Raw genomic sequence first — 22421 nt, forward strand, 5'->3', positions numbered from 1 at the left:
TATGGTCTAAAAATCATCGCGATACGGGTCATCCTGGCCGGCTTCGTTCCACTGAGCAGCGTGTACTGTGAATGTGATGTCGCCACTGCTGCCTTGCACAGTTTCCTGCAAGAACGAGAGTTGCAAATCAACGGTTACCGCATCACCTTGATGGAGTTGGAGCATATACAGGGCGTCAAGCAGTGCATCAAGTCCGGTACCGGTTGCAGTAGATCCATCGGGATAGGTAACTGTCCAGGATTCATATACCAGGCCGCTCAAATCGCCGGATTGTTCAATTTTAACGTTATCAAGCTTTACAGGAATGGTGCCGTTGCTGGCAATCTCAAACCTGGTGGTGGGAGCGTAGTACGGGTAAGCATTGTCGATGGTTTCGGTGATGGAAGAATAGTAATCGGTTCCATTAATTGTAAAGTCAGCACTGCCGATATTTTCGCTAATCATTGACGCAACGTTTTTACCTTCATCGTTAACGCCAGGGGAAACCTGAGGGTCGCCGCCAAGAGCCATGGCATCCGCAACACCGTCCTCGGTGTTTGTGGCTGTACCGTTAAGAATATCGCTTGTTAAAATGTTATCGTCGGTACCGACGTCCCTGATCCCAACCGCAACGTTACCGGTGTCGACCGTGGCCGCGACTGTAACAGTGTCCGACCACATGGCGAAACCGAAGCCCATTAAGCCGAACATCAATACGGCTGCCAAGGAAACTAATAATGATTTCTTCATTAAAAGATTTACCCCCTTATTATTTTACTTTTAGTAACTCGAAAATTGACTCCGCAATTTGGCCGTATCGCTTGGAACATGGCCTGTTTCAGAAATAAAGTTTCATTGCTGAATTTTCATCTACCACCTCCATAAACAGGCTGCTTGCGAAAATTTGAATACAAATATAAATTTAGCAGAAATTGATTTTATTTCTATCGGCTGGCGGTATGAAAAAATATTTTGTATTATTAGATAAAAATAAACTAAAGTAGTTGTTTGATTAAAGAAAAGAATTAGGCATATTAGTGAGATTTAAGGTCAGTTGGGTGCCAAAAGGTGTGCTTTAAACCCAGAAAAAAGAAGTGGCCTGAGTAACAAGCCAATTCCATTGACTTGAGTAAAAAACCGGGTATAAGCGGGCCTTGCATGTAACCGTCACAGACAGATAAGTACTGTTTTAAGTCTTCTTTGTTTAAAGGTGTGGATGAAAAAAGGATAAGTTTGGTCCAACCACATAGATCCTTGACCTTAATTAATACCTCAAAATTGTTTTTCTCCTCCGGACTTAACTCATACACCAGTAAATCCGGTTGTAGTTCGAATGTTTCTTTAACTACGTCGGCTCCGTTATTACCTATGACTTGAATATTTTCAGCGGAACCTAATATAAGTGCCACGCCGTTCCGAATTACTTTTTGCTTTGATGCGACCATGCATTTTATTATTTGCAAAATAAATTCCCCCTATAGCAACTTAAAGGGACCCCACAATAAAGGGGTCCCCTTAAATTTACGTTATGTTGAATATTTATAGCAATCCGACCTGGGTATGATTCCGTTTCTGTGTACAGGCTTTAAAAAAATTGAGGTATTGATCCTAAATGGCATTTAGATATTTCATAACCGGCCCCCCAAATAATTATATCGATACGTATTATTGGGTAAGAAATAGTGCTAAAATATCCCATCTTCGGCAGCCGGCCCGCGACCTCGAATTTTTCCGGGGTAGCCCTGGCTTTGCGTCCTCTAACCGTTTAAATTGTTAAATAATACAGACCAAAGGTTGCCCTTTCGGAATAGGACTAATACCTTTAAAGTATTAATAAGGTATTAATACTTTATTAATACCTTTGAAAAAAACTTCTTGCGCGAAATAAATTTTTTAGAAAGAGAAGAACGCCTCACGAAGTGAGGCGTTTTTCTCTTTGCAAAATAAATAAAAAAATTTTTAAATCTGAAAAGTGTCAATGCGAACTTTTTTGAAATGAAATACAGTATAGCCATCAAGTTTAGGAAGGTGATGATAAGCGTACCCGGAAATAATTGAATTTCCAGGGGAAATACCAGCCAAAGTCTCGGTGCGGAGGATCGACGAATACCCCTACCACTGGCATAATGCCGTGGAGGTCATCCTTGTGCTGGACGGTCAGGCGGAGATGATTTTGTGCTTTTCTTAAGTTGACAGCTTAACTTGCATCCTGTAACATATTACTTAACAATTAAAAGCTGAGCGGGTAATCAAGAGAGCAGAGCGGAGAGATTTTTTTGAGACGACTCGGAGACCTACGGGGTGAGAACCAGCATATTTGTGCTGGTTTTTTTAATGTCCAATGAAAGGAGCGCAGTGATGATCCTGTTAATCGACAACTACGATTCTTTCGTGTACAATTTGTACCAGTACCTGTCAGAACAGGGTAAAGACGTGCTGGTTTACCGCAACGACCGGATTACGGTGCCGGAGGCGGAGGCAATGGCTCCGGAATGCATAGTCCTCTCGCCGGGGCCGTGCACGCCGGACGAGGCGGGCATATCGCTGAACATAATCAGGCAGCTGGCCGGCAAAATACCAATCTTCGGCGTTTGCCTGGGCCACCAGGCTATTGGACAGGCTCTGGGCGGCCGGGTGGTGCGCGCGGGCCGGCCCATGCACGGCAAGGCGTCCCGGGTGTTCCACAACGGCCAAGGTATTTTCGCCGGGCTGCCCAATCCCATGCCTGCGGCGCGCTATCATTCCCTGGTTATCGAACGGGAGAGTATTCCCGCTGGTCTGGAAATAACCGCCGCCACCGAAGACGGGGTGATTATGGCGGTGCGGCACCGGCAACTTCAGTTGGAAGGGGTGCAGTTTCATCCCGAGTCTATATTAACCACCGGGGGCAGAAAGCTGCTGGCTAACTATCTGGGTTCCATCAGGGAGGACATGCGCAATGTCGTTTAAACCGCCGCTATACCGCAATGTTCCCGCTATAGAAGGCGGAGCGCCGGCAATCTTTGAACGGCTCAAAGCACTGTCGTACCCGTTTCTGCTGGACACAGGCATGCTCGTTCAGCGCCTGGGGCATCACTCATTCGTAGGGGCCGACCCTTTTCTGGTTTTAAAGGTTAAGGAGCGGCGGATTACGATGATTGAAGGGGGAAGCTCCACTGTTTATTACGGAACCCCTCTGGCTGAACTGGGCAAATTGCTGGCCCGTTATAGATTGCCCGCCGCGCCTGGTCCGTTTCCCTTTAACGGTGGGGCGGTTGGTTATTTCGCTTACGATCTTGGGCGCGGCCTGGAAGAGATACCGGCTCTGGCGGCGGACGATTTGGGAACACCGGACCTGTGCTTGGGCTTTTATGATGTTATCGTGGCTGTGGATGTACGGTCCGGGGAAACCACGGTGATTTCCACCGGCCTGCCCGGGCGTGGTGACGCAGCCGCTGCCAGGGCGCGAAACAGGCTGGACCAGATGATTGAACTGCTGTCTGCCGGACCGTCCACCGCAGGCGAGTCGCCACTTGCAGCCGGTGCCTGCAGGCCGGGCGAGCTGGTGGCAAACTTCACCCCGGACGCCTATCGTGAGGCGGTCCGGCAGGCTGTGGAATACATCTGCGCCGGTGACATATTCCAGGTGAATCTTTCCCAGCGGTTCAGCACGCCGCAAATTATTGACGCCTGGACGTTATACACTAGGCTGAGAGAAATCAACCCCGCGCCCTTTGCCGCGTTTCTTTCCTGCGGTGACCTGGAAGTGATCTGCGCTTCACCGGAGCGGTTTCTTAAACTGGACGGGAACAGAGTGGAAACCCGCCCCATCAAGGGAACCAGGCCCCGGGGCCGCACCCCGGGGGAAGATGTCCTTTTGCGGCAAGCGTTGCTGGACAGTGAAAAGGACCGGGCGGAATTGATGATGATTGTGGATCTGGAGCGCAACGATCTGGGCCGGGTGTGTGAGGTGGGCTCGGTTAAGGTACCGGAGCTGTACTGTTTGGAGGAGTACGCCACGGTTTTTCACCTTGTTTCCACCGTAGAAGGCGTGCTGCGCCCGGATAAAGACATTACGGACTTGCTGGCTGCTTCTTTTCCCGGCGGCTCTATCACCGGGGCGCCTAAAATCCGGGCCATGGAAATTATCGAGGGAATGGAACCGGTGCGCCGGGGCGTATATACCGGCTCCATCGGTTATATCAGTTTCGATGGCCGGGCTGATTTGAACATTGTCATCCGCACCATTCTGGCCGCCGGGGGGAACTTCTATTTACAGGCGGGCGGCGGTATTACTGCCGATTCGGACCCGCACATGGAGTATGTGGAGACGCTGGACAAGGCCCGGGCGCTGGTCAGGGCTTTGGGCCTGGGAAAAAACGCACCCGGTTTTTAAATCTGGGAGGTAGTATAGTTGCAACATTATTTCCTTTGCGACGGAGAATTAAAACCAGCCGGGCAGTTTACGTTACATCCCCGGGATCAGGGGCTGCTGTATGGTTTTTCCCTATTTGAGACCATGCTGGTGAAACAGGGCCGGATTATTATGCTGCGGCAGCATGTGCAAAGACTGGCGGGCTCCGCCGCAGCGCTGGGCGTTACCGTGGCAGCGGACGGGGATTTACTGGTTGCCGGCAGCATGGCCGTGGTGAAACAGTCCGGCGCGGCGGACGGGGTTCTGAGGCTTACCGTTACCGCAGGGTCTGCCGAAGGCGAGCCGGGATTAATATTCTTTTCCATTCAGGAAGGAGTCCCTTATCCGCCCGGGTGTTACGCCAGGGGTTTCTTGCTGCTGACCCTCGGCTGGCCGCGCAATGAAAAATCCCCTCTGGTCCGCCACAAGACCGCCAATTACCTGGAAAACATCCTGGGCCGCCGGGAGGCGTTGCGGCTTGGTTACGACGAGGGAATCTTTCTTAATTCCTTGGGTAATGTGGCCGAAGGCACGGTAAGCAACGTTTTCGTGGTCCGTCAAGGCGAACTGCTCACCCCGCCGCCGGGGGCGGGGCTGCTGCCGGGCACGGTCCGGCAGCTAATTCTTGAACTGGCGCCGGCAGCGGGTTACCGGTGCCGGGAAGGGAATTTCATCACCGGAGACATACTATCGGCTGACGAGTGCTTTGTGACAAACTCGTTAATGGGTGTTATGCCCGTCACCGGCCTGGACGGCAAGAAGGCAGGCGGCGGCCGGCCGGGACGGATCACCATGGAGTTGATGAAGCATCAAACGGCAGCTTTTTTATCTTAATTTTCCTTGTATTTTTCCTTAACGATATTCGAACCAATTCCTGCGGCGATCAATAAAATCAATGAGCCAAAATTCCAAATAAACGGCCCGCCGTACGAAGTAATATCCAAAGCAGTAAAAGCGGTAAATTTGAAACCGAAGATACCAAGAAAATCAAGTCTGACAACCAGTTCCTCGGTTATTACCTTATTAAAGCTGCCAACTTGGTGAAAAGATAAGAAAGTCAACTACCATTGCTAATTAGCGTGAAGAATTTGAGATTCTGGATTATAGAAGATGAATAGATGTCCATAATCACCAAAACAAATATATTCATCACTAAAAGGTAACCCTACACTCATTTCCTTGTTTCATATTAGTCTCAGTGAATTCAATGGCTCCAATCTCAGGCGGAGCGTTGGGACCACCGGCACCACTTCCCGTTGGAGATTTTCAGGCTGTCACGGGTGCGGGGGGGGGGTAGACATTCCCGGAAAAGCGAATTAGCATACCGGAAAGGATTTAACTCTTTCGATTATGCAATCATACTCTAACATTGTATAATATAAAGTGTAATTGTAACAAAGGAGAGGCGGTGCAAGATGAAGTATATTGACAAAATCCAAGGGGCTCTCGAACAAAAACAACGGAGTGATTGCCGCTTCACAGGTCACATATCATCTGGCCTTTTGCAGAATCTTGACGACTTCCTCGGGTTTAAGGACCTTGCCGTAAGATACTACTTTCCCATCTACGACGAGGGCGGGTGTTGTCATCACACCATAGGCTGCAATCTGTGAAAAGTCGGTTACATGGTCGATTGTTGTATCCATGCCAAGCTGCTCCAACGCTGCTTTTGTTGCCGTTTCGAGTTGATTGCATTTCGCGCAGCCGCTTCCCAGTACCCTGACGCTTGCACCTTTGGTTTTAGCGTTTTCAGTCTTTTCCATGCTTTTGGCATCGCAGTTGCCGCTACAGCAACAGCTTGAGGTTTCTTCCTTTTTCTTGCCAAAGTTAAACAGTGACATATTCGTATTCTCCTTTAGCAGATAATTTTATTACTTTCCTCCCTTAATGAACTTTGCTCCTACAATATAAATGCTTGTAATGCGTTAAACAAATAACCGACCATGATAATTCCTACAGTGCAAATAGCGATAAACAATGCCAGCAACTTCGGTTTGACCGCTTTGCGAAGCATGATTATGGAAGGCAGGGACAACGTGGTGACCGCCATCATAAAAGACAGAATGGAACCGAGCTGCGCGCCTTTATACAACAAGACCTCCGCAATCGGGATTGTGCCAAAGATATCAGCGTACATCGGGATGCCGACGAGTGTCATCAATACGACGCCGAAGGGGTTTTCACTGCCGAGTACCGTAGCTACCCATTCCTCGGGAATCCAGTTGTGGATCAATGCGCCGATACCCACGCCGATCAGAATATACGGAAATACTTTTTTGAAGGTGGAGAGCATCTGCTCTTTGGCGTAAATCAGGCGATCTTTTTTTGTCAGGTCGGGTGATTCAATATCCAGGCCGCTTGCGGTCATTATGAATCTTTCAACATACTTTTCCATATGCAGCTTCTCAATGGTTATACCGCCGACGACCGCGACGATCAGTCCGACAATTACATAGATAATGGCTACTTTCGCTCCAAAAATGCTCATCAGCAGGAATAGAGAACCGAGATCCACCATTGGGGAGGAAATCAGAAAAGAGAAAGTAACCCCAACCGGAAGTCCCGCAGATGTGAAACCGATGAACAGCGGGATGGACGAGCAGGAGCAAAACGGCGTTACCGTACCCAGGAGCGCCGAGACGCAGTTCGCTCCGACACCATGAAATCGCCCGAGTATTCTTTTGCTGCGTTCCGGCGGGAAATAGCTTTGGATATAGCTGATGATAAACATCAGGAAGCACAACAGCAGCGTGATTTTAATTGCATCGTAGAGAAAAAACTGAATGCTTCCAATCCAGCGGCTGTTCAGATCAAGTCCCATTACCGACAGATTTACGCCAATCAGGTCGTTCAGCCACTTCATTCCAAGTATTTGGTTCTGAAAAAAGTCCCAGATTGCTTTTAATATTTGCATCTATATAAAACCTCACTTTCGAATAAAGGGCAATCATATCAAAAAATATTGATGTATTTCACCCGTAAAAAGCCATCGTTTTGATGGCTTCTATTCTTTGCAGCAGATATCTTCTTCTGTGACTGTGTTTGGCGTTGTCAGTTTCTTCAACAAATCCTCGGCGTAGGCGCTGCCTTTTTCACTGATTTTGTAATGCGTCCATTTGCCTTCCTGCCAACTTTCCACAACGCCCGACCTAACCAGAATTTTCATATGGTAGGAAAGCCCTGACTGGCCCAAATCCAACTGTTCCAACAGAACACAGGCGCATTTTTCGCCACCGCGCAGCAGCTCGAGTATCCTCAAACGTTTTTCGTCGCAAAACGCCTTGAACACCTTCGCGTGTTCTTCATAGACCGTTGCCAGAATATCACCTCATATCAAAATTATTTGATATGTTATCAGTATATGCGTCAAATCAAATTTTGTCAATATGAAATAAAGTAAACACTTCCCTATGTGTTGCCCAGGGCAACAGCATTTACTCTTTATTAACAATGCCGATAAATAGGGTATGAATATACCCAAATTAACGGAAGAACTTGAAGGCATGACCGATCCGAGGCGGCAATGGGGGAGCAAGCGGCATTCGCTGGAGCATGGCGGAAACCTCCGCACGAGTGGTACTGTTCTTGGTATTGAATTTGTTGCAATATTCGGTATGAAGTCCGGCGAGTCATCCCTGCCAAGGCGCTGATATTCTAATTGTGCCTTTTGAAGATATGCGTTATGTTTTTAGTTTCAATAGCGCTCAAGTATAAACATGCCTGGAAATCAAATGAAGTTACATTGTTTATAGGAGTACATATGGATTGCAGGCAGGATTATGACTCCAGATTTTACATCGGACACATGAGATAGTATAATAAGCATATAATATGGGTATAAGATTACTCTCCCATGGAGGTGCGTCTAATGATGAATATACGGCCGTCCGCAGCAATTCGAAAAAACTATAACGAGATATCCGAGCTTTGCAAGCGTACCGGGGAACCTGTCTATCTGACGAAGAACGGGAGCGGCGACCTTGTAGTGATGGATGTCGAAGCATTTGCCAGGCGCGAAAGTATGCTGAAGCTCAGAGAAATGCTGCTGCGTTCAGAGGAAGAAAGGATTGCCGGTAACCCTGGGCACTCTATTGATGAAACGGCCCAAATGATGAGTCGGGCAATTCGGGAGGTTGCGGATGCCAAGCGAGGGTAGGCGATATACTGCCGGCAGCTAAATGAAAGGGACTGCCATTGCACATTACCGGAAGCAGTGGTACAACAATTTAAAGGAGGCTGGGAAATGAAGGGCATTGATTGTGCTACACCTATTACCACAATAACTGCAAAGGCTCTTGCCGCTGCCGGTATGGGTTTTGTTTGTCGCTACCTGGTGCCGGATAAACCATCATATAAATGGAAACGTCTGACTAAGAAAGAAGCGGAAATCATCACTGCTGCCGGCATGTTGGTGGTGAGCGTCTTTGAAACTACGGCAAACAGGCCTGCCGGTGGTGCGGCGGCCGGTAAAGAGGACGGACTGCTGGCGCTCAAAGAAGCGCTGGCTGTCGGGCAGCCGAAGGGCACGACCGTTTATTTTGCCGTGGACTATGATGCCCGGCAAGAGGACTATTCAGCAATTGAGGAATATCTGAGGGCTGCGGATGACATATTGGATGGCTATGAAGTAGGGGTTTATGGCTCCTTTGCCATCGTGGAGGAGATGGCCAGGAGAGGAGTGGTTAAACATTTCTGGCAGACCTATGCCTGGTCACGTGGCCAAAAGTGCTCTTGCGCGAATATTTACCAGTATAAGAACGACCAACCTTTGGCGGGAATTCAGGTGGATTTTAACGAGTCCTACGGAGATGAAGGCTGGTGGAGTACCAAAACTGAGGAGGTAATTCCAGCTCTGTTTAAAGACATTGTAAACCACTGGGCCAAGGGCGACATTGAATGGCTGGCCGAACGCGGTTTGGTAGCTAAAACGGAGAATTTCCGCCCCAATGACACTATTACCAGGGCGGAAACGGCGGTGCTGATTAAGCGTACAATTGAGTATGTGATTAAGGAGGTTCCAAGTAAAACCTCCTGAATTGTCTACGTATATTTCAAACTGCGAGACCTGGCTATGATACTGAACGATACGGAAAAGCATTTTGGGATTACGTGGTACGACGATGGTAAGGAACGTAATGGTTATAATTTACAGGTTAAGCTGTTACCCCAACTTTCTTATACGCCAGTGGGCGGAGAATTATCCGAATTATCTCAGGGTATAAAGGTCATTGCGCATATGTCTTTCTGTGATTTTCATATTGATGACACTCGGATTCCCATGAGTAATTGCGAATTAGTGGCCGTTAATAGCGTCAACGACCGTACCGGTTACGACGCTCAAAAAAATCTTCAAGGGACTTTGACCATATAAATACTGCCACTATAATTAAAAATGATAATATTACCACTAAAGATTTTTTGTTTGCAAGATCCAGTAATTTGCAGGTGCGCTCTTGCATGAGCCAACTCCTCTCCTATTATAGAAAATAAAACTAAAAGACCTTTTGTATATATATTGCTTTTAAATTTAATGTTCTACTATCTTTATATTATGCTTTTGGTGCAAAGCCTTGGGTAAAATATAAAATCATTTTGGCCGGTTATTTCCATGTCCCGCAAGTATCCATTGGCAATTGTAGTAAATCAGTTGAGGCTTTTAATGGAAGAGGTTTTGTTTCAATTTGTTTATTGGCTAAATAAGAATCAATTTGATTTCTTAAAATATTTACATGTACCTTTCCCAAAAAAATATTGTCCTTTAAAATCCAAAGCCACTTTTCTTCAGAGTTCTGTACAGTCACCAGTAAATAATTCTTGTAAGCTCCAAAATGAGGTTGAATCGGCGCTTCCTGAAATTTGTCGCTAAGCGGTAATAGAAGATCATTTGCAGGTTTATATTCTTCAAGCATTGGTGAATCCTTCTGCAGATTGAGTACACTTACATTGCCACCGCAACCCGTAATATAAATATTTTCACCAATTTTCGCTGTGTTCGAACCTGCACCTGCAATAAAGCTGCCATACTCTCCTCTAACTTCTTGCCACTCTATACGGTCATCTTTTACATTTGCAATAAGCAATTTACCGGCCATCTCATTTTTCTTTTCGCTGGAGGGTACGTCAAAAGCAATCAATATTCTATAATTATGCTCATCCCCGGACAGTAACAGGGGCTGGGGTTGATTTGCTCCTGATGGGAGAGGGGGGGCAAGAATTTGTTTTTCTCCGTTTTCAAATGAGACAATAATCTTATCGTCTTCATTATGGGCTTTTGCTTCACCACTGGTATTTTTTATTACTACACCGAAAGTAACTTTGTTAGCTTCCGGTTTTTTAATAGTGTAATCAGTATTTATAGACTCCAATTTAAGCGAAGCTTCAAAGGATGTGGACCCTATCATAATCTTTTTTTCGCCATCCCAAATCATCCGAAAGTTATAAGGTTCCTGGGTGATTCTTCTAAATAAAGCGGGCTCATCAATGGATATTCTGCCTGTCAATGTATCAAAACGGCATAAGTATGCGCTGTCAGAATTAATCTGACTTCCCTCCTCAGCATTCTGAAGGAAAATCACAAACGGTATTTGCTCTGGGGTCATATTGCCTGTAGCCGAAGGGTGTGATGTACCTCGGTTACATCCCGCAACGATAAAAAGCAAAGCAATTAAACAGACTAACAAAAGCTTATTTCTCATAGTAACCTCCATTTCGCTGCCTGCTGCAGGCGACAAATAGTAATGAAGATGGGTTGCATCGGTCATCCCCACGTTACAGTGTTTCCGAGGGAAAGAATATTACAAGTTCTTATGAACTTGGCCATCAAGAGTAATATTTTCTAGGCCGATCATTTTGGGAATTATGAGCTAAAGAGAATAAAACCAAAGGGCTTGAAATACCATCTTCTGTATGCTTCGTCATTTTATGAATTTTTCCTTTGTTGTATTTTGTAACTACAATACCAATAATATCATCTGGCCAATCCGCAGGTAAACGCCGTCATGAAAGAAGATTGATCATCATTCTGAATAGTAACCTATATTTGTCCCGAGATCTTCCGGCAATACTCTTTGATCTTGACGCACCGGTAATGGTTCTTCACGATGCTTTCCAGGTGGAACCTGATTTCCGAGCACTCCGGCTTGCCGCCGTTCATCTTCATGCCCTTGTGGGGACAGCCCCCCATGCACAGGGGCAAGTATTTGCATTTCCTGCACTGGCTGAAATCAAGGGGATCCCAGGTAAGCCAGTCAATATGGCCGTTTTTTAGCTTCCCGCCCCGGCTCAAATCCACAATGTTGCCCACGTTATGCTCTTTGGCGCCGAAATCGCTCCAGCATTTATACAAATAACCCTCCGGGTCCACGGAAAAAGAGTTGATCTGATCGGCACCGCAGTAATTGGTCCGCCGCCGGGGCAAAAGCTTGCCGTAGTCGGTGGCCAGACCCTTCATAAGCAGCATTTCGAAGAATCTTTTGCTGATCTCCACAAACTCCTTTTTATTCAGGCAGGATTGCTCGATGGATTTGCAGGCCTCGGTGTAGGGCGCGATCTGGGCGGGGTAGATATTGGCGTTTTTAATCCCTTTGCCCGCCAGAATATCCAGCAGTTCCTCAATACCGGCCAGGTTCTCGCCGTCTATGTTCACCCGGATATGCACTTTAAGTCCGTTGTTAAGCAGTTCTTTGATGTTGGCCAGAATTAAACCGAAGCTGTCCCCGCCGCCCGGCAGGTTTCTTTTGCTATTATGCATCTCGGGGGGACCGTCCAGGGTGACCTGAAAAGTACCCACGCCGTAATCCTTCAGCTTGTTGATTGTACCGGCATCCAGCAGCGCTCCGTTGGTAACCATGAAAGCCGCGTATGAACAGCCGTTCTTCCCGGCCGCGGCGATCAGTTCCTCGGACAGCCGGTAAATGATCTCCCGCGCCAGCAGCGGCTCGCCCCCGAACCAGGTGATTAGCAGGCGGTTTACCCTGCTGGTGGATCTGGCGGCATACTCCACCAGGGCGTCCCGGACTTCCTCAGTCATATCAGTGGCCGGACTGCCGCCCTGGTAACAATAAGGGCATTTAAAGTTGCAGTCCATGGTGGGCGCGATAGTCAGAGACAATACGTCCCGATTGTATTTCTGACTGTTGGCAGCGTATTTGATCAGCTTCAGCTCATTCACCGGCTCTTCCACCAGAAAACCGTCCCCAATCAATTCTTCGGCCAGTTTTCTTTCTTGGGCACTCAAAGCTTCCGGGTCCACCTGTTCCGCCTCCAGCAGACGGGCAAAATCGCCGGATATTTCCGCCAGCCTGGTGGTCAGGCCGTTAAATAACAGCAGGTTATTGCTTTCCTCCAGGGGCCAGACGAAGTTATAGCTGGACGGCTTATACAACCCGCTCCCCCCTTTCCCGGAATAAGGAACAGTCTTTCTCGCCGGCGTAAAAAGAGCCGTAAAGCTTTTCGCACACCGCTCGGCAGGTCCGGCAGCGGGGCAGGTGACCGCAGTCCGAGCAGGGGTAGGCGACATTTTCCTCGGTAGTCCGCAACCGGTCAAGTCCCCGGGAATTATTCCAGTAATCCGCGATACCGGGCCATTTTTCACCATGATGATACAGATGTCTGCAGGGCAGGAGTTTCCCATCCGCGCTTATCGCCATGTACTCCCTCCCGGCCGGACAGCCGTTGTACATAACCTTATCGCCATACATACTGATCCTCAGCAACGAAAAACATTGTTCAATATAAATCTGCAGTTCTTCGCTGCGGCTTGCTTTGATATATGACCCGAGCCGGGCCAGCTCAGCGCCGTCCAGAGCGGCGGCGGCGTTCTTTTGGGCATCGGGTTTCAGCCGCAACACGGTAATGGCGCCGATCTTCATCTTTCGGGCCAGTTCGACCAGATGGGGAAAATCATCGACATTATCTTTTCTGGCCACCCAGTTGATTCCGTGGTTTAAGCCTGATCCCCGCAGCATATGCAGGGCTTCGACGGCATAATGGTAGCCGTCCCGCGATTGCTCGTGTATTGCCCGGGTTGAGCCGTTTAAAGAAACCCATAAATGGTACAGGCCGGCCTTTTTCAGCTCCCGGATTCGGACCGCGGATAACCCGGCGCCGGAGGTGGCCATTAACGAAAACATGCCCAGCGAACTCACCAGCTTAATTATATACTCAAGGTGCGGGTACATGAGCGGCTCGCCCCCGCCCATGGCAATGGTGCCTACCTTCAGCCCGGCCGCCTCTTTAATGTATCCGGCCAGGATATCCCTGTCTATATCCCTTGGTTCCGGGTCGTTATAGCACTGGGGACATTTTAAGGGGCACCGGGAAGTAAGCTCCACCTGAATTGTATCCGGGACTGTTCTTGCCCTATCCTGACGCATGACCATTCTCCTTATCCTTTGTAATAATTTCTGTAAGCGTTGAAAGCGTTTTGCATGACGCCGTGCTGTTTAATCAAATCGTCGCGGCTAAGATGCCTGACTTTTTTCTCTATCCGGTTGTAGGGAACATTTCTGCCAAGGTCCGTCACCGACAGGCCTTCAAATGACTCAAATTTACCGTCCATAAGATTTATGTAAAACCTGGGGATCACCAATCTGCCCAGGGACTCGTATTCGTAATTAATGACACTGTTTTTAATTGCCGGATCGGAAACAGCAAGCTCTCCGGCCAGTTGTTCCCAAAGCCCGTTTTTATTTGTCTCTTTAAGATTAGCGGGCTGCAAAAAGCGGTACAGTATTGAAATATAAAAAGCAACACTTCTGAAGAAAAAACGCACCTTGTCCCCTTTAAACAGCTGCCTGATCCGGTCCAGGAACTCATCGGAATGGTCCATTATCCAGGCATATACCAGGGTAAAACCCTCCAACACCTGATCGGAGTATTGATATGAAAAGACCCGGTCGCCGTTTAACTTAACCACGCTTTTAGGGCTGTCAGGAAGGTATTCGAAACCCATACGCATGGCGTCGGTGTTAATATTTGACAGTACCATGTCCTTGTAATATTTTTCGGTTACCGTTTCCGCCGCCAGGGTGTTGTAGGAGACATAATTGCCGTTTCTTTGGATAAAATGGGCCGGCAGCATGTTAGTGCTCAATATATCCCATTGGTTATTGGTCCCCACCAAGCCTTCCAGGTCGGTCAGCACCGGGTGTTCCCCGCAGGCGATTAAATTGCCGTTATGCATGTCGATACTGCTGAAAATATAAAGGATGCCCAGTAGCATGCCGCTTTTCAGGTAAAAATTTTTCACCTGTTCTTCTGTTTCACACGGGCGGTGCTGTACAAATTCGGCCCAGCCATAGTCTTTACGATTTAAAACTTTTACCGCTTTTAATTGTACGCCGCCGACGCTGTTGTTCAACCACTGAATTAATTGATCAAAAGAGTTTTCGATATCAATATTCCTGGGCTTGTATACGAGTTTATGGTTTGCAAAGGTTACTATCCCGGTAAAATTGCCGAAATTGGTGGCGTCTTCGAAGGAAACCGAAATAGAGGAATTATCCACCCTTTGCTGATTGAAAAAAAAACCGGCTATTTCATGCCGGTCCCTTTCCAGGGCGGAAAAGAACCCGGCCATAAAATCCACCCACAATATTGCGGTTTCCTTCATTAGTCCGGCCAATAACGGGTACTTGTTAAAAAGATCAATATTCCCCCTGTTTAACATGCCTTGAATAAACCGGTTATACTGCTCCCTGGAAACACCGGTTTGGTCATCTTCCCGGTCGTCGCCGAGGAACCGGTCAAAGGCGCTCCGGTACTTATACTGTGGATTTAACGCGGAAAACTCGTAGAATAATACCGCCCGGGAGACCAGGGCAAGCATTTCCCGCAACAGGTCTTTGGCTCCCCCAAGGGCCGCTGTTTCATACATGAAGCCGGATTTCATTTTTTTAGCCAGGGTTTCTTCTCCGGCCGGTACAAAAGATTCCAGCAGCTCGCCAAAGGGAACGGTTTTAAAGTCGCGCATCTGACCGTCTACCCCCAATTTCCTGAAGTACTCGGTAAAAGCCGGTAAGAATATAAAACAAGTAATCTTACCGGCTTTTACAAACTAATTATTTACCAGTTAGCGCTAAAGCTAATGCACCAAAAACCGCCGGCGACATTATCCATCTCATCGTCCGACAATTCTTCAGGGTTCCTGGGGATCTTGATGTAAACCGTATCGGCTGTCTCTTCGACGGCCTTGACCACCATGTTTTCCGGCAGAGCCTTGCCTACTTCCTTCTCGACAGCGGCCTTCGGATCGGCCAGAAGCTGCTTTTTAAACTCGCTGTCCGTCCATGCTTTTTTGATCAGCTTTTCTTCCAGTTCTTTTCTTTTCATTACTTGGTACCCCCTTTTTTTATTAATCATCGGGTCGGGCAAAACCCTAACCCTTGATTGCCTATTAATGTTGAGGCTGTATGTTAATACGCCTGTCCCGGCGATCCATTACATGAAAAGACTAAATGACCACCGGCTAAAGCCTGCTGAAAGCAACCATTGGCTGAATGCCAACTTAAGCTCATGACTGAAACTCATGTGGTTAGCGTATGGACTCAGTCCTCGTCCGGCGGTTCAAAATCAGTACCGGCCGCAGCCACCAGGTCCAATTGGTCGTCGTCCAGCTCATCGCTGTCAATGGGCGCTCCCGGACGGTCGCTTTGATGTCCCAAAACACCGGCCAACAGACGTTTCTTAAGCCCATCCCGTATCCCGCACCGGCCGGCCGGATCATCGGCTGCCAGGTACCTGGCCAGGCCGACAGCCCGGTTATATTCCTCCGGCATTCCGGCGGACGATATCTTCCGGGACGGATTTTCAATTAACTTATCTATATCCCGGCTGAACCGTTCAGCCAGTTCCTGTTCTTTAGTCATTTGCATGCCACCCCATGGCTTCCAGTTCGCCTCTTAACCTCTGCACCGACCGGTATATGATTACGGCCACATTGCTCGTGGTCAGACCGGTCATTTCCGCTATTTCAATATTAGTCAACTGGCAAGCGAATTTAAGGCCGATAATATCCCGTTCCCGGCCGCTGAGTTTTTCCAGCGCCTGCAGCAGCTTGTCCCGCCTCTCCCCGCGAATCAGGCTCTCCTCGGGACTGCTATTGGTACACGCAATCTGCCCTATTATCTCCATCGACATGTGCCTGTCACGCTTCCGGGCGCGGGTATAATCGATCAGAATATTGCGGGCAACAGCAAAAATCCAACCGTTGAAAGTACCTTTATCCCTTCGGTAGCTGTTGATTTTCACCACTACCCGCTCGAAAATTCTACTGGTGAGTTCGTCAGCCTCTTGCGGATCCCCGACGCGGTAACGGATGTACTTGTATATGCGGGGCAGGTAGTGATCGTATAATTCCGCAAAGGCAGCCGGGTCGCCGGCGGACCGGGCCGCAAGATCCTGAATCGAAACCATTTTTCTATAAAACCCCTTACTGTTAATACGTTGTCGTCAGCCTTGCATTACAAATTGTTTTGATAAATTACTCGCGTTGTTGACCACTGACAGGTTATGGTATAATTTATGTAAAAAACTTCGGCGACTATAGTCACATACCACAGTCACATACTGTAGTCACTATACATAAACATGATAAAATTGTCAATATAGGAGAGAAAATGGTGAAAAAAGAAAAAAACACCTCCCGGAAGGAAAAAGCATTGAAAACAAAACAAAATATTTATCTATGTGCCGAGCAATTATTTAAGGAACATGGATTTTACAAGGTAAGTGTGGACGCGATTGTGGAAAAGGCAGGGGTATCAAAAGGAGCTTTTTACGTACATTTCGCTTCAAAAAATGCTTTGATAGTCAATCTGGCCGCTGATTATGTAAAGCATCTGGATTTGGATTATCAGCATTTTTTTGCGTCCTTTTCCGCCGGCGCTGGAACGTCCGAGATCATTATTTCGCTGGCGGAAAAAATAGCCGATTTGATTGTCCATGACGTTGGCTATGAGCTGATTAAAGTTTTATATGAAGTACAAATAACCAGAACGCTCAATGCCGACGCAGTGATGGGTTACCAGAGGGAGCTTTACAAATTATTCGGCAGGATTCTGAACCGGGGCATAGAGCGGGAAGAATTCAGGGCCGATCTGGATTTGGAAACAACCGCCAAACATTTCATCATGGCCAGCAGGGGTTTGATATATGAATGGTGCATCCGGTATCCCGATTTCGACTTAAAAGAAGCATCCGAAAAACATTACGCATTGCTGCTAACAGGTATAAAAAAGTAAGAAAATGGGACAGGCAGCTATGTCCAAACAATGTTCAGATTCATCTTTTAAGTTCCCTCAACGCTTCCTCTACATCGCTGTGGCGTTTTGCATTGGGGTCGCGGGAAATACGTTCGGCCTCCTGCATCGCTGCAATGGTTTCCGCATCGGGCTGGTTGAGTGAAACGTCAAAGGGAATCCGGCCTTCCCGAAGCGATTGACGGACGCTTTAGTACTTGTGTTATGTCTTGGCTTGCTGGCCGGCTGCGGACAAACCGTAAACCGGCAGAATGCGAAAAACAAAAACAGTGACCCAGTCAAGCAATCAGTTATTACCGTAGTCGCTCCTAAATCACCCGCCTCGATCCCGCTTTTCCGAATGATTGCAAGCAATTGCCTGGGAAAGGATATTCAGGTCAACCTTCAATTTTACAGCGATATGGAGGCAATGATGGCCTTGGCCTCCGGCGGAAATTACGGAGTTTTAATCGTGCCGGTGCATACCGCAGCCAATCTTTACAATAAAGAAATAGGCGTCGAACTGATTAATGTATGCGGCTGGGGCGGAATGTATCTGAGTACAACCGACCCGGATTGTAACAGCTGGGGGGATCTCGGGGGCAAGGAACTATATGTTCCGTCAAAAGGTTCTGTTCCGGATATTTTAACCCAATACTTTCTTAATCAACATGGTCTTGTGATCGGGGAAGATGTTGAGCTCGTATATTCATCACATATAGAAATTGCGCAGCTGCTATCGGCGGGAACCATAAAGTATGCCGTTGACGCGCAGCCATATGTTACATCGAACACAAAAAACGTTCAAAACTATAAGGTTATCTCCAAGTTTGCCGAGGAATGGAGGCTGATACAAGGAGCCGGATATACCATGCCTGCCAATTGTATGGTGGCAAACTCAGAATACTTAAGCGGAAACGAAGAAATAATCACGGCTTTTAATCAAAAATTTGCAGAGGCTTCGACCTTACAGCGCATGATTTATCGCCTGCCCGCATGGAGGAAGCGCCGTCAAACGACAGCGAAGACTCTTACAATGAAACGGTGCGCAAGCTTGTGTTTCAGGATTATATTCCGGAAGCCTCCGCAAAAAGGACGGTGGGTATCCCCCTGGCCCTCTTTACCTATGGGATGTTTTCCCTGTTTAACGCGTTTTTTAAGGAACTGGGCTTTAACGTGCTATTGTCGGACCCGACAAGCGAAAAAACCGTTGCCCTTGGCCAGCAGTACGCTTTGGATGAAACCTTCCATTGAAATCGGCCGCAAGTTTACGATAACCGAAGAATACTTTTCTCTTACGGCTTTGTTGGGCGGCATTTTCGAAGAGTTGAACGAAATCGGCAAACAAGAAGCGGATAACATGGTTTTCCTTGTTCCTCAAAACGAGGGGACGGAGACGGACGGTCAATACAGCCGCCTGCTTAGAACAAAGCTTGACGAAGAAGGCTTTGCCAACGTGGGTGTATTATCCCCCTTCTGGGAGGATATTCTTGGGGGAGACGAAACGGCCTTCAACACAATCAGCTTGTGCCTGCTTGCCGGGGATATCGTTTGGCACGCGCCTTATAAATCGCGGGGAAAGCATCTGCATACGCTGATCGAACTGATCAGAAATGAACGGCTGGACATCAAGCAATTGAAACTGGTTGCGCGGGAAATATCCAAAGAACTCTCCGGAGTAAGCCTTGCTAAAAAGGTCCTGGCTGTCGGGGAATTCAACATCCTGTTTGACGAGCTGTTAAACAGCGGTATTTTCCGAGAGCTTGAGAACAAAGGCCACCGGGTCATATACAGTCCTTTCAGCGAGGCAATGTGGATGATGTGGCGCGACTACGCCGACCAGAATCATGATGGAAATCCGGAACTGGCTGAAAAAAGACTGGAGCATTTAAAGGAAAATATCAAGGCCGTTTCCAACGCGTTGTCGGATCAAAGCGCTTTTGCGGCGGATACGGATATCCTTGTCCGGATTGCGGATAAAACATTGGGCTTCTACTCAGGCGCACACGGAAGGTACAGACAGACCAAGCAGCTTTGCGGCTTGCCGCATATCGACAGTGTTATTACCGCCGCTTCCATGTATGAAAACACGGGAATCGTACTTGGCATGCTGCAAAAAGGCTTTGAGAACAAGCAAACGAAGCCTGCCTTAAATCTTACCTTTGACGGAAATGAAAATAGGAATGACAAAATAAAGGTTGAATCATTTATGTACTATCTTTGAAAGTGGGCGGAGAATTATCCGAATTATCCCAGGATGTAAAGGTCATTGCGCATATGTCTTTCTGTGATTTTCATATTGGTGACACTCGGATTCCCATGCGTGCTTACGACCCGGAGCATCCCATTGCCCAGTTTGAGGACAATCACAGGGTAACGCTTTCAAGTGAAACTTTAGATGGCTTTGACTATCCCGCCGCCAAAGCGCTAATCCGGGCGACACAGCCCGCGGCAGCGAATGACGATTCCCATGTGGATGAGCTTCATATATACATCATGCTTGCGGATCTCCGCTGCGCGTACGACTAATAAAAAGCATGACAGCCGAATGACCATTATGCTCACGGTTATATAACTAATCTTTCTTTTCAATATGAGAAAAAGCTACATCTTCTTATCTGTTTCGACAAGAAAATATAGCTTTTAACGCGTAATGTGTGTCCAATTTAGATGCAGCTTATTTTTTATTTAAAATCGTTTATAAACTCTGCCGCCGTTACAATTTTATATGGCGGTTGAGCTGCTTTTGCATAAGCGGCAAAGGGAGTTCCATTCGGATTGCGGATAGCAGAGATAATTATATTGGTATCAATTATTATCCTCATCTACCCTCAATCTCCTGCCGTACTTCTTTAACTAAATCATTTATATATAAGAAAATGGAAGCGTACAGCCCAAATAGCCCTCCTTTCTTACACTTATATTATCGCGCATTAAGGAAAGAAGTGGAAGTCCATGATGCATAAATAATAATTTCGTTGCTGCAAATGGAAAAGTTACTTTACTTCCTGTTCCAATTTGGAAAACAAATCGGAATCGAAAAAATCTCGCACACTAATTTCAAGCCCATCACACAGTTTTTTAATCGTGACAATTCCCGCATTATATGTTTTTCCACTCATAATATCATTGACAGTCGATTGGGTGACACCCGAAACGTTGCTGAGAGCATTGGTGGTTAGCTTCCGTTCTTTACACAATTCTTTAATGCGTTTGGTTACTGCTTGAGAAATATTCATTTAATCACCTCTAAACGTTATTCCGTTAATCAAAAGGATAGCAACTTGCTTCACAAAAGATTAACGGAATACCGTTGAAATAGAGGTAAAGGAGTCTTATACTAACGGTATAACGTTAAAAACCCTTAGCCATATGAATAGAACCAAGGAGATCGCACCATAAAAAAGAGTCTCTCAATAATAACGAGTTGACAAAGAACACTCTATTTTTATCCAGCGTAAAATCAGGCAAAGGAAATTTCGGCCATGAAAAAGGAGTCTCTTAATAAAAGACTGGAAAAAGAAAGGAGAAAGCTCAACAAGCTTGGGGAGGAAGCCTTGAAAAACGGTATCCCCTTCACCCGGGATGAGGCATTTATGGCACAGAACCACAAGGTTGACGCCTTGGTAGTTAAGGTAACTAAGGAGCAAGAACGGCACAGAAAAATCCAGCAGGAAAGATAAGACCGGCAATTCGATGGCGCTTCGTTAAGAGGCGCTATTTTTTTTGGAGGTGATACAGGGAGTGAACAAAGAATACAACCAGCAGATAGAGGACATCAAAAACGACAACACATGGGATACCCTGGATGTTCAGTACATCGGCACTGGAGGCAGTCGGGGCAATATCTGGATAGACATGCTGGCCGTGTTCGCCGTCAAAACGGCCCTGACCGACGATGGCATAGATGTTTTTACCATTGACCAGACCCGTGCCGACCTTATCCGGGAAGTGTTTTGGGATATGACGGAAATCGACCACTGGATAGAGATCGTGGTGCATGCCGACAGCGAGGGGGGAACGTGGTACGAGCGCGTTTCGGGAATAATAGTTACTGTTTCCTGATAACAATTTGTACAAGCAAAGAAAATATTGACAAAAAAATAATTAATTATTTAATTTAACTAAACGGTTAGTTAGGATGATTTGGCGTGGATAGCAAACCTGGTAAAAATTCAAAACAGATTATATTAGAGGCAGCTAAGGAATTATTTGCCGAGAAAGGCTTTGACGGGGCGAGGGTAGATGAGATTGCCAAGCGCGCTCGGGTAAATAAAGCCCTTATTTACTATTATTTTGAGAGCAAGGAAAAAATTCTTGGAGAATTGATGCTGGGGCTGGTAAAGGAATTAAAGGAATTTAAGGACCAACTGATTGTGGTTCCTGAAGATTCGGATCTTAAGCAGTTTTTTAATGAGGAGCGAAAGGACGCTTTAATTTTCAACTATTTCAAATTTTTTGAGAAACATAAACTTCTGCTACAGATCATTATGGCTGAGTCCTTAAAAGGTGACGGCAGTAAAGGTGTTCTCTTCGAAATGCTGAGCTTTGCATGGGAGGATACAATGTGTAGGATAGAACAGATGACCGGAGGGGCGGTCAGCGAGTTTGAAGAATTAAGCACCGCCGCGGTATTCTTTGCACTTCTTCCCATGCTAAACTTTGTTGCGTTTGGTGAAAAATGGGCTAAATACAACGGCTTGGATTTTTCGGCGGTTGAAGCCGGATATTACCGGATTTTTAAGAAAATTTATCATGACTATTTTGTAAATACTGTGCTTCTTGAAGAGTAAAATTTTTAAAGATTATTA

At 46.9% G+C, this 22421-nt stretch carries 28 protein-coding genes and 1 pseudogene; 13 read left to right on the plus strand and 16 right to left on the minus strand.

All coding sequences use genetic code 11. The annotated features are described in order from the left end of the window. Positions 1–6: 6 nt before the first annotated feature. Both ABDB91_RS04265 and ABDB91_RS04270 read right to left on the minus strand, forming a co-directional pair. Positions 7–729: a hypothetical protein gene (locus ABDB91_RS04265; RefSeq protein WP_347490395.1), complete on the minus strand. Its 723-nt coding sequence runs from the start codon at positions 727–729 to the stop codon at positions 7–9. A 284-nt stretch (positions 730–1013) separates the two neighbouring features. Continuing rightward, complete coding sequence (locus ABDB91_RS04270) at positions 1014–1442, minus strand: hypothetical protein (RefSeq protein ID WP_347490396.1); 429 nt, start codon at positions 1440–1442, stop codon at positions 1014–1016. Positions 1443–2337: 895 nt separating this feature from the next. Between ABDB91_RS04270 and ABDB91_RS04275 the strand changes: the two genes are divergently transcribed. From ABDB91_RS04275 to ABDB91_RS04285, 3 genes are read left to right on the plus strand one after another with little or no spacing between them, the layout of a single operon-like run. Then, positions 2338–2928: an aminodeoxychorismate/anthranilate synthase component II gene (locus ABDB91_RS04275; protein WP_347491521.1), complete on the plus strand. Its 591-nt coding sequence runs from the start codon at positions 2338–2340 to the stop codon at positions 2926–2928. Continuing rightward, entirely contained in the window at positions 2918–4354 is a 1437-nt protein-coding gene (gene pabB / locus ABDB91_RS04280; RefSeq protein ID WP_347490397.1) for an aminodeoxychorismate synthase component I, read from the plus strand. The genes ABDB91_RS04275 and pabB overlap by 11 nt, the downstream gene beginning before the upstream one ends. An 18-nt stretch (positions 4355–4372) precedes the next feature. Further along, positions 4373–5206, plus strand: coding sequence for an aminotransferase class IV (locus tag ABDB91_RS04285; protein ID WP_347490398.1), 834 nt, complete (start codon positions 4373–4375; stop codon positions 5204–5206). Here ABDB91_RS04285 and ABDB91_RS04290 read toward each other — a convergent pair. The 4 genes from ABDB91_RS04290 to ABDB91_RS04305 all read right to left on the minus strand — a co-directional run bounded on the left by ABDB91_RS04290 (position 5203) and on the right by ABDB91_RS04305 (position 7691). Further along, complete coding sequence (locus ABDB91_RS04290) at positions 5203–5433, minus strand: hypothetical protein (protein ID WP_347490399.1); 231 nt, start codon at positions 5431–5433, stop codon at positions 5203–5205. The genes ABDB91_RS04285 and ABDB91_RS04290 overlap by 4 nt on opposite strands. A gap of 429 nt (positions 5434–5862) precedes the next feature. After that, entirely contained in the window at positions 5863–6213 is a 351-nt protein-coding gene (locus tag ABDB91_RS04295; protein ID WP_347490400.1) for a thioredoxin family protein, read from the minus strand. A 59-nt stretch (positions 6214–6272) separates the two neighbouring features. After that, entirely contained in the window at positions 6273–7286 is a 1014-nt protein-coding gene (locus ABDB91_RS04300) for a permease (RefSeq protein ID WP_347490401.1), read from the minus strand. Positions 7287–7376: 90 nt separating this feature from the next. After that, complete coding sequence (locus ABDB91_RS04305; protein ID WP_347491522.1) at positions 7377–7691, minus strand: metalloregulator ArsR/SmtB family transcription factor; 315 nt, start codon at positions 7689–7691, stop codon at positions 7377–7379. 552 nt (positions 7692–8243) lie between these two features. On the opposite strand from ABDB91_RS04305, the gene ABDB91_RS04310 reads away from it, so the two are divergent. The 3 genes from ABDB91_RS04310 to ABDB91_RS04320 all read left to right on the plus strand — a co-directional run bounded on the left by ABDB91_RS04310 (position 8244) and on the right by ABDB91_RS04320 (position 9743). Beyond that, positions 8244–8528: a type II toxin-antitoxin system Phd/YefM family antitoxin gene (locus ABDB91_RS04310; protein ID WP_347491524.1), complete on the plus strand. Its 285-nt coding sequence runs from the start codon at positions 8244–8246 to the stop codon at positions 8526–8528. 87 nt (positions 8529–8615) lie between these two features. Beyond that, entirely contained in the window at positions 8616–9407 is a 792-nt protein-coding gene (locus ABDB91_RS04315; protein WP_347490402.1) for a glycoside hydrolase domain-containing protein, read from the plus strand. 36 nt (positions 9408–9443) lie between these two features. Continuing rightward, complete coding sequence (locus tag ABDB91_RS04320; protein ID WP_347490403.1) at positions 9444–9743, plus strand: hypothetical protein; 300 nt, start codon at positions 9444–9446, stop codon at positions 9741–9743. A 229-nt stretch (positions 9744–9972) separates the two neighbouring features. Here the strand turns inward: ABDB91_RS04320 and ABDB91_RS04325 are convergent, their stop codons facing one another. The 7 genes from ABDB91_RS04325 to ABDB91_RS04355 form a co-directional block, all read right to left on the minus strand. After that, positions 9973–11079 (minus strand): hypothetical protein, encoded by a 1107-nt coding sequence (locus ABDB91_RS04325; RefSeq protein ID WP_347490404.1) that lies wholly within the window; start codon positions 11077–11079, stop codon positions 9973–9975. 326 nt (positions 11080–11405) lie between these two features. Next, positions 11406–12755 (minus strand): radical SAM protein, encoded by a 1350-nt coding sequence (locus ABDB91_RS04330; protein WP_347490405.1) that lies wholly within the window; start codon positions 12753–12755, stop codon positions 11406–11408. Beyond that, the gene (locus ABDB91_RS04335; protein ID WP_347490406.1) at positions 12748–13746 is read right to left on the minus strand and encodes a radical SAM protein; all 999 of its coding nucleotides are present in this window, start codon (positions 13744–13746) and stop codon (positions 12748–12750) included. The genes ABDB91_RS04330 and ABDB91_RS04335 overlap by 8 nt, the downstream gene beginning before the upstream one ends. Before the next feature lie 11 nt (positions 13747–13757). Then, complete coding sequence (lanM, locus tag ABDB91_RS04340; RefSeq protein WP_347490407.1) at positions 13758–15344, minus strand: type 2 lanthipeptide synthetase LanM; 1587 nt, start codon at positions 15342–15344, stop codon at positions 13758–13760. A 92-nt stretch (positions 15345–15436) separates the two neighbouring features. Next, positions 15437–15703: an NHLP leader peptide family RiPP precursor gene (locus ABDB91_RS04345; protein WP_347490408.1), complete on the minus strand. Its 267-nt coding sequence runs from the start codon at positions 15701–15703 to the stop codon at positions 15437–15439. Positions 15704–15918: 215 nt separating this feature from the next. Beyond that, positions 15919–16239: a hypothetical protein gene (locus ABDB91_RS04350; protein WP_347490409.1), complete on the minus strand. Its 321-nt coding sequence runs from the start codon at positions 16237–16239 to the stop codon at positions 15919–15921. Continuing rightward, the gene (locus ABDB91_RS04355) at positions 16232–16786 is read right to left on the minus strand and encodes a sigma-70 family RNA polymerase sigma factor (protein ID WP_347490410.1); all 555 of its coding nucleotides are present in this window, start codon (positions 16784–16786) and stop codon (positions 16232–16234) included. Before ABDB91_RS04355 ends, ABDB91_RS04350 begins: the two co-directional genes overlap by 8 nt. A 203-nt stretch (positions 16787–16989) precedes the next feature. Here ABDB91_RS04355 and ABDB91_RS04360 point away from each other — a divergent pair, with 203 nt between their 5' ends. Further along, positions 16990–17613 (plus strand): TetR/AcrR family transcriptional regulator, encoded by a 624-nt coding sequence (locus ABDB91_RS04360; RefSeq protein ID WP_347490411.1) that lies wholly within the window; start codon positions 16990–16992, stop codon positions 17611–17613. 40 nt (positions 17614–17653) lie between these two features. On the opposite strand, the pseudogene ABDB91_RS04365 reads toward ABDB91_RS04360, so the two are convergent. Continuing rightward, positions 17654–17818: pseudogene (locus ABDB91_RS04365) on the minus strand (type II toxin-antitoxin system RelB/DinJ family antitoxin); the annotation flags it as partial. 788 nt (positions 17819–18606) lie between these two features. On the opposite strand from ABDB91_RS04365, the gene ABDB91_RS04370 reads away from it, so the two are divergent. The 3 genes from ABDB91_RS04370 to ABDB91_RS04380 are packed head-to-tail and all read left to right on the plus strand — an operon-like array spanning position 18607 to position 20139. Then, positions 18607–18864 carry an acyl-CoA dehydratase activase-related protein gene (locus ABDB91_RS04370; protein ID WP_347490412.1) on the plus strand — a complete coding sequence of 86 codons (258 nt, stop codon included), beginning with the start codon at positions 18607–18609 and terminating at the stop codon, positions 18862–18864. Beyond that, complete coding sequence (locus tag ABDB91_RS04375; RefSeq protein WP_347490413.1) at positions 18848–19834, plus strand: hypothetical protein; 987 nt, start codon at positions 18848–18850, stop codon at positions 19832–19834. The genes ABDB91_RS04370 and ABDB91_RS04375 overlap by 17 nt, the downstream gene beginning before the upstream one ends. Positions 19835–19887: 53 nt before the next feature. Continuing rightward, a complete protein-coding gene (locus ABDB91_RS04380) occupies positions 19888–20139 on the plus strand; it encodes a hypothetical protein (protein WP_347490414.1) in 252 nt (83 codons plus the stop codon). A 155-nt stretch (positions 20140–20294) separates the two neighbouring features. Here the strand turns inward: ABDB91_RS04380 and ABDB91_RS04385 are convergent, their stop codons facing one another. Further along, positions 20295–20435 carry a hypothetical protein gene (locus tag ABDB91_RS04385; RefSeq protein ID WP_347490415.1) on the minus strand — a complete coding sequence of 47 codons (141 nt, stop codon included), beginning with the start codon at positions 20433–20435 and terminating at the stop codon, positions 20295–20297. A 171-nt stretch (positions 20436–20606) separates the two neighbouring features. Then, positions 20607–20849 carry a helix-turn-helix transcriptional regulator gene (locus ABDB91_RS04390; RefSeq protein WP_347490416.1) on the minus strand — a complete coding sequence of 81 codons (243 nt, stop codon included), beginning with the start codon at positions 20847–20849 and terminating at the stop codon, positions 20607–20609. A gap of 246 nt (positions 20850–21095) precedes the next feature. On the opposite strand from ABDB91_RS04390, the gene ABDB91_RS04395 reads away from it, so the two are divergent. The 3 genes from ABDB91_RS04395 (at position 21096) to ABDB91_RS04405 (ending at position 22403) form a co-directional block, all read left to right on the plus strand. After that, on the plus strand, positions 21096–21293 hold the full coding sequence (locus ABDB91_RS04395; protein WP_347490417.1) for a hypothetical protein: 198 nt from the start codon (positions 21096–21098) through the stop codon (positions 21291–21293). 61 nt (positions 21294–21354) lie between these two features. Then, complete coding sequence (locus ABDB91_RS04400; protein ID WP_347490418.1) at positions 21355–21675, plus strand: hypothetical protein; 321 nt, start codon at positions 21355–21357, stop codon at positions 21673–21675. Positions 21676–21761: 86 nt separating this feature from the next. Beyond that, positions 21762–22403, plus strand: coding sequence for a TetR/AcrR family transcriptional regulator (locus ABDB91_RS04405; RefSeq protein ID WP_347490419.1), 642 nt, complete (start codon positions 21762–21764; stop codon positions 22401–22403). Positions 22404–22421 lie beyond the last annotated feature (18 nt).

Origin of the sequence: Desulfoscipio sp. XC116 (assembly GCF_039851975.1) — a bacterium.
GTDB lineage: Bacteria > Bacillota > Desulfotomaculia > Desulfotomaculales > Desulfallaceae > Sporotomaculum.

What these genes read in the sequence shown, in the direction of transcription:
- ABDB91_RS04395 (WP_347490417.1), top strand. Translation starts at nt 21,096, where the DNA reads ATGAAAAAGGAGTCTCTTAATAAAAGACTGGAAAAAGAAAGGAGAAAG.
- ABDB91_RS04320 (WP_347490403.1), top strand. Translation starts at nt 9,444, where the DNA reads ATGATACTGAACGATACGGAAAAGCATTTTGGGATTACGTGGTACGAC.
- lanM (WP_347490407.1), bottom strand. Translation starts at nt 15,344, where the DNA reads ATGCGCGACTTTAAAACCGTTCCCTTTGGCGAGCTGCTGGAATCTTTT.
- ABDB91_RS04335 (WP_347490406.1), bottom strand. Translation starts at nt 13,746, where the DNA reads ATGCGTCAGGATAGGGCAAGAACAGTCCCGGATACAATTCAGGTGGAG.
- ABDB91_RS04310 (WP_347491524.1), top strand. Translation starts at nt 8,244, where the DNA reads ATGAATATACGGCCGTCCGCAGCAATTCGAAAAAACTATAACGAGATA.
- ABDB91_RS04375 (WP_347490413.1), top strand. Translation starts at nt 18,848, where the DNA reads ATGAAACCTTCCATTGAAATCGGCCGCAAGTTTACGATAACCGAAGAA.
- ABDB91_RS04295 (WP_347490400.1), bottom strand. Translation starts at nt 6,213, where the DNA reads ATGTCACTGTTTAACTTTGGCAAGAAAAAGGAAGAAACCTCAAGCTGT.
- ABDB91_RS04390 (WP_347490416.1), bottom strand. Translation starts at nt 20,849, where the DNA reads ATGAATATTTCTCAAGCAGTAACCAAACGCATTAAAGAATTGTGTAAA.
- ABDB91_RS04350 (WP_347490409.1), bottom strand. Translation starts at nt 16,239, where the DNA reads ATGACTAAAGAACAGGAACTGGCTGAACGGTTCAGCCGGGATATAGAT.
- ABDB91_RS04345 (WP_347490408.1), bottom strand. Translation starts at nt 15,703, where the DNA reads ATGAAAAGAAAAGAACTGGAAGAAAAGCTGATCAAAAAAGCATGGACG.
- ABDB91_RS04265 (WP_347490395.1), bottom strand. Translation starts at nt 729, where the DNA reads ATGAAGAAATCATTATTAGTTTCCTTGGCAGCCGTATTGATGTTCGGC.
- ABDB91_RS04275 (WP_347491521.1), top strand. Translation starts at nt 2,338, where the DNA reads ATGATCCTGTTAATCGACAACTACGATTCTTTCGTGTACAATTTGTAC.
- ABDB91_RS04360 (WP_347490411.1), top strand. Translation starts at nt 16,990, where the DNA reads ATGGTGAAAAAAGAAAAAAACACCTCCCGGAAGGAAAAAGCATTGAAA.
- ABDB91_RS04355 (WP_347490410.1), bottom strand. Translation starts at nt 16,786, where the DNA reads ATGGTTTCGATTCAGGATCTTGCGGCCCGGTCCGCCGGCGACCCGGCT.
- ABDB91_RS04385 (WP_347490415.1), bottom strand. Translation starts at nt 20,435, where the DNA reads ATGAGGATAATAATTGATACCAATATAATTATCTCTGCTATCCGCAAT.
- ABDB91_RS04300 (WP_347490401.1), bottom strand. Translation starts at nt 7,286, where the DNA reads ATGCAAATATTAAAAGCAATCTGGGACTTTTTTCAGAACCAAATACTT.
- ABDB91_RS04315 (WP_347490402.1), top strand. Translation starts at nt 8,616, where the DNA reads ATGAAGGGCATTGATTGTGCTACACCTATTACCACAATAACTGCAAAG.
- ABDB91_RS04325 (WP_347490404.1), bottom strand. Translation starts at nt 11,079, where the DNA reads ATGGAGGTTACTATGAGAAATAAGCTTTTGTTAGTCTGTTTAATTGCT.
- ABDB91_RS04380 (WP_347490414.1), top strand. Translation starts at nt 19,888, where the DNA reads ATGTCTTTCTGTGATTTTCATATTGGTGACACTCGGATTCCCATGCGT.
- ABDB91_RS04370 (WP_347490412.1), top strand. Translation starts at nt 18,607, where the DNA reads ATGGAGGAAGCGCCGTCAAACGACAGCGAAGACTCTTACAATGAAACG.
- pabB (WP_347490397.1), top strand. Translation starts at nt 2,918, where the DNA reads ATGTCGTTTAAACCGCCGCTATACCGCAATGTTCCCGCTATAGAAGGC.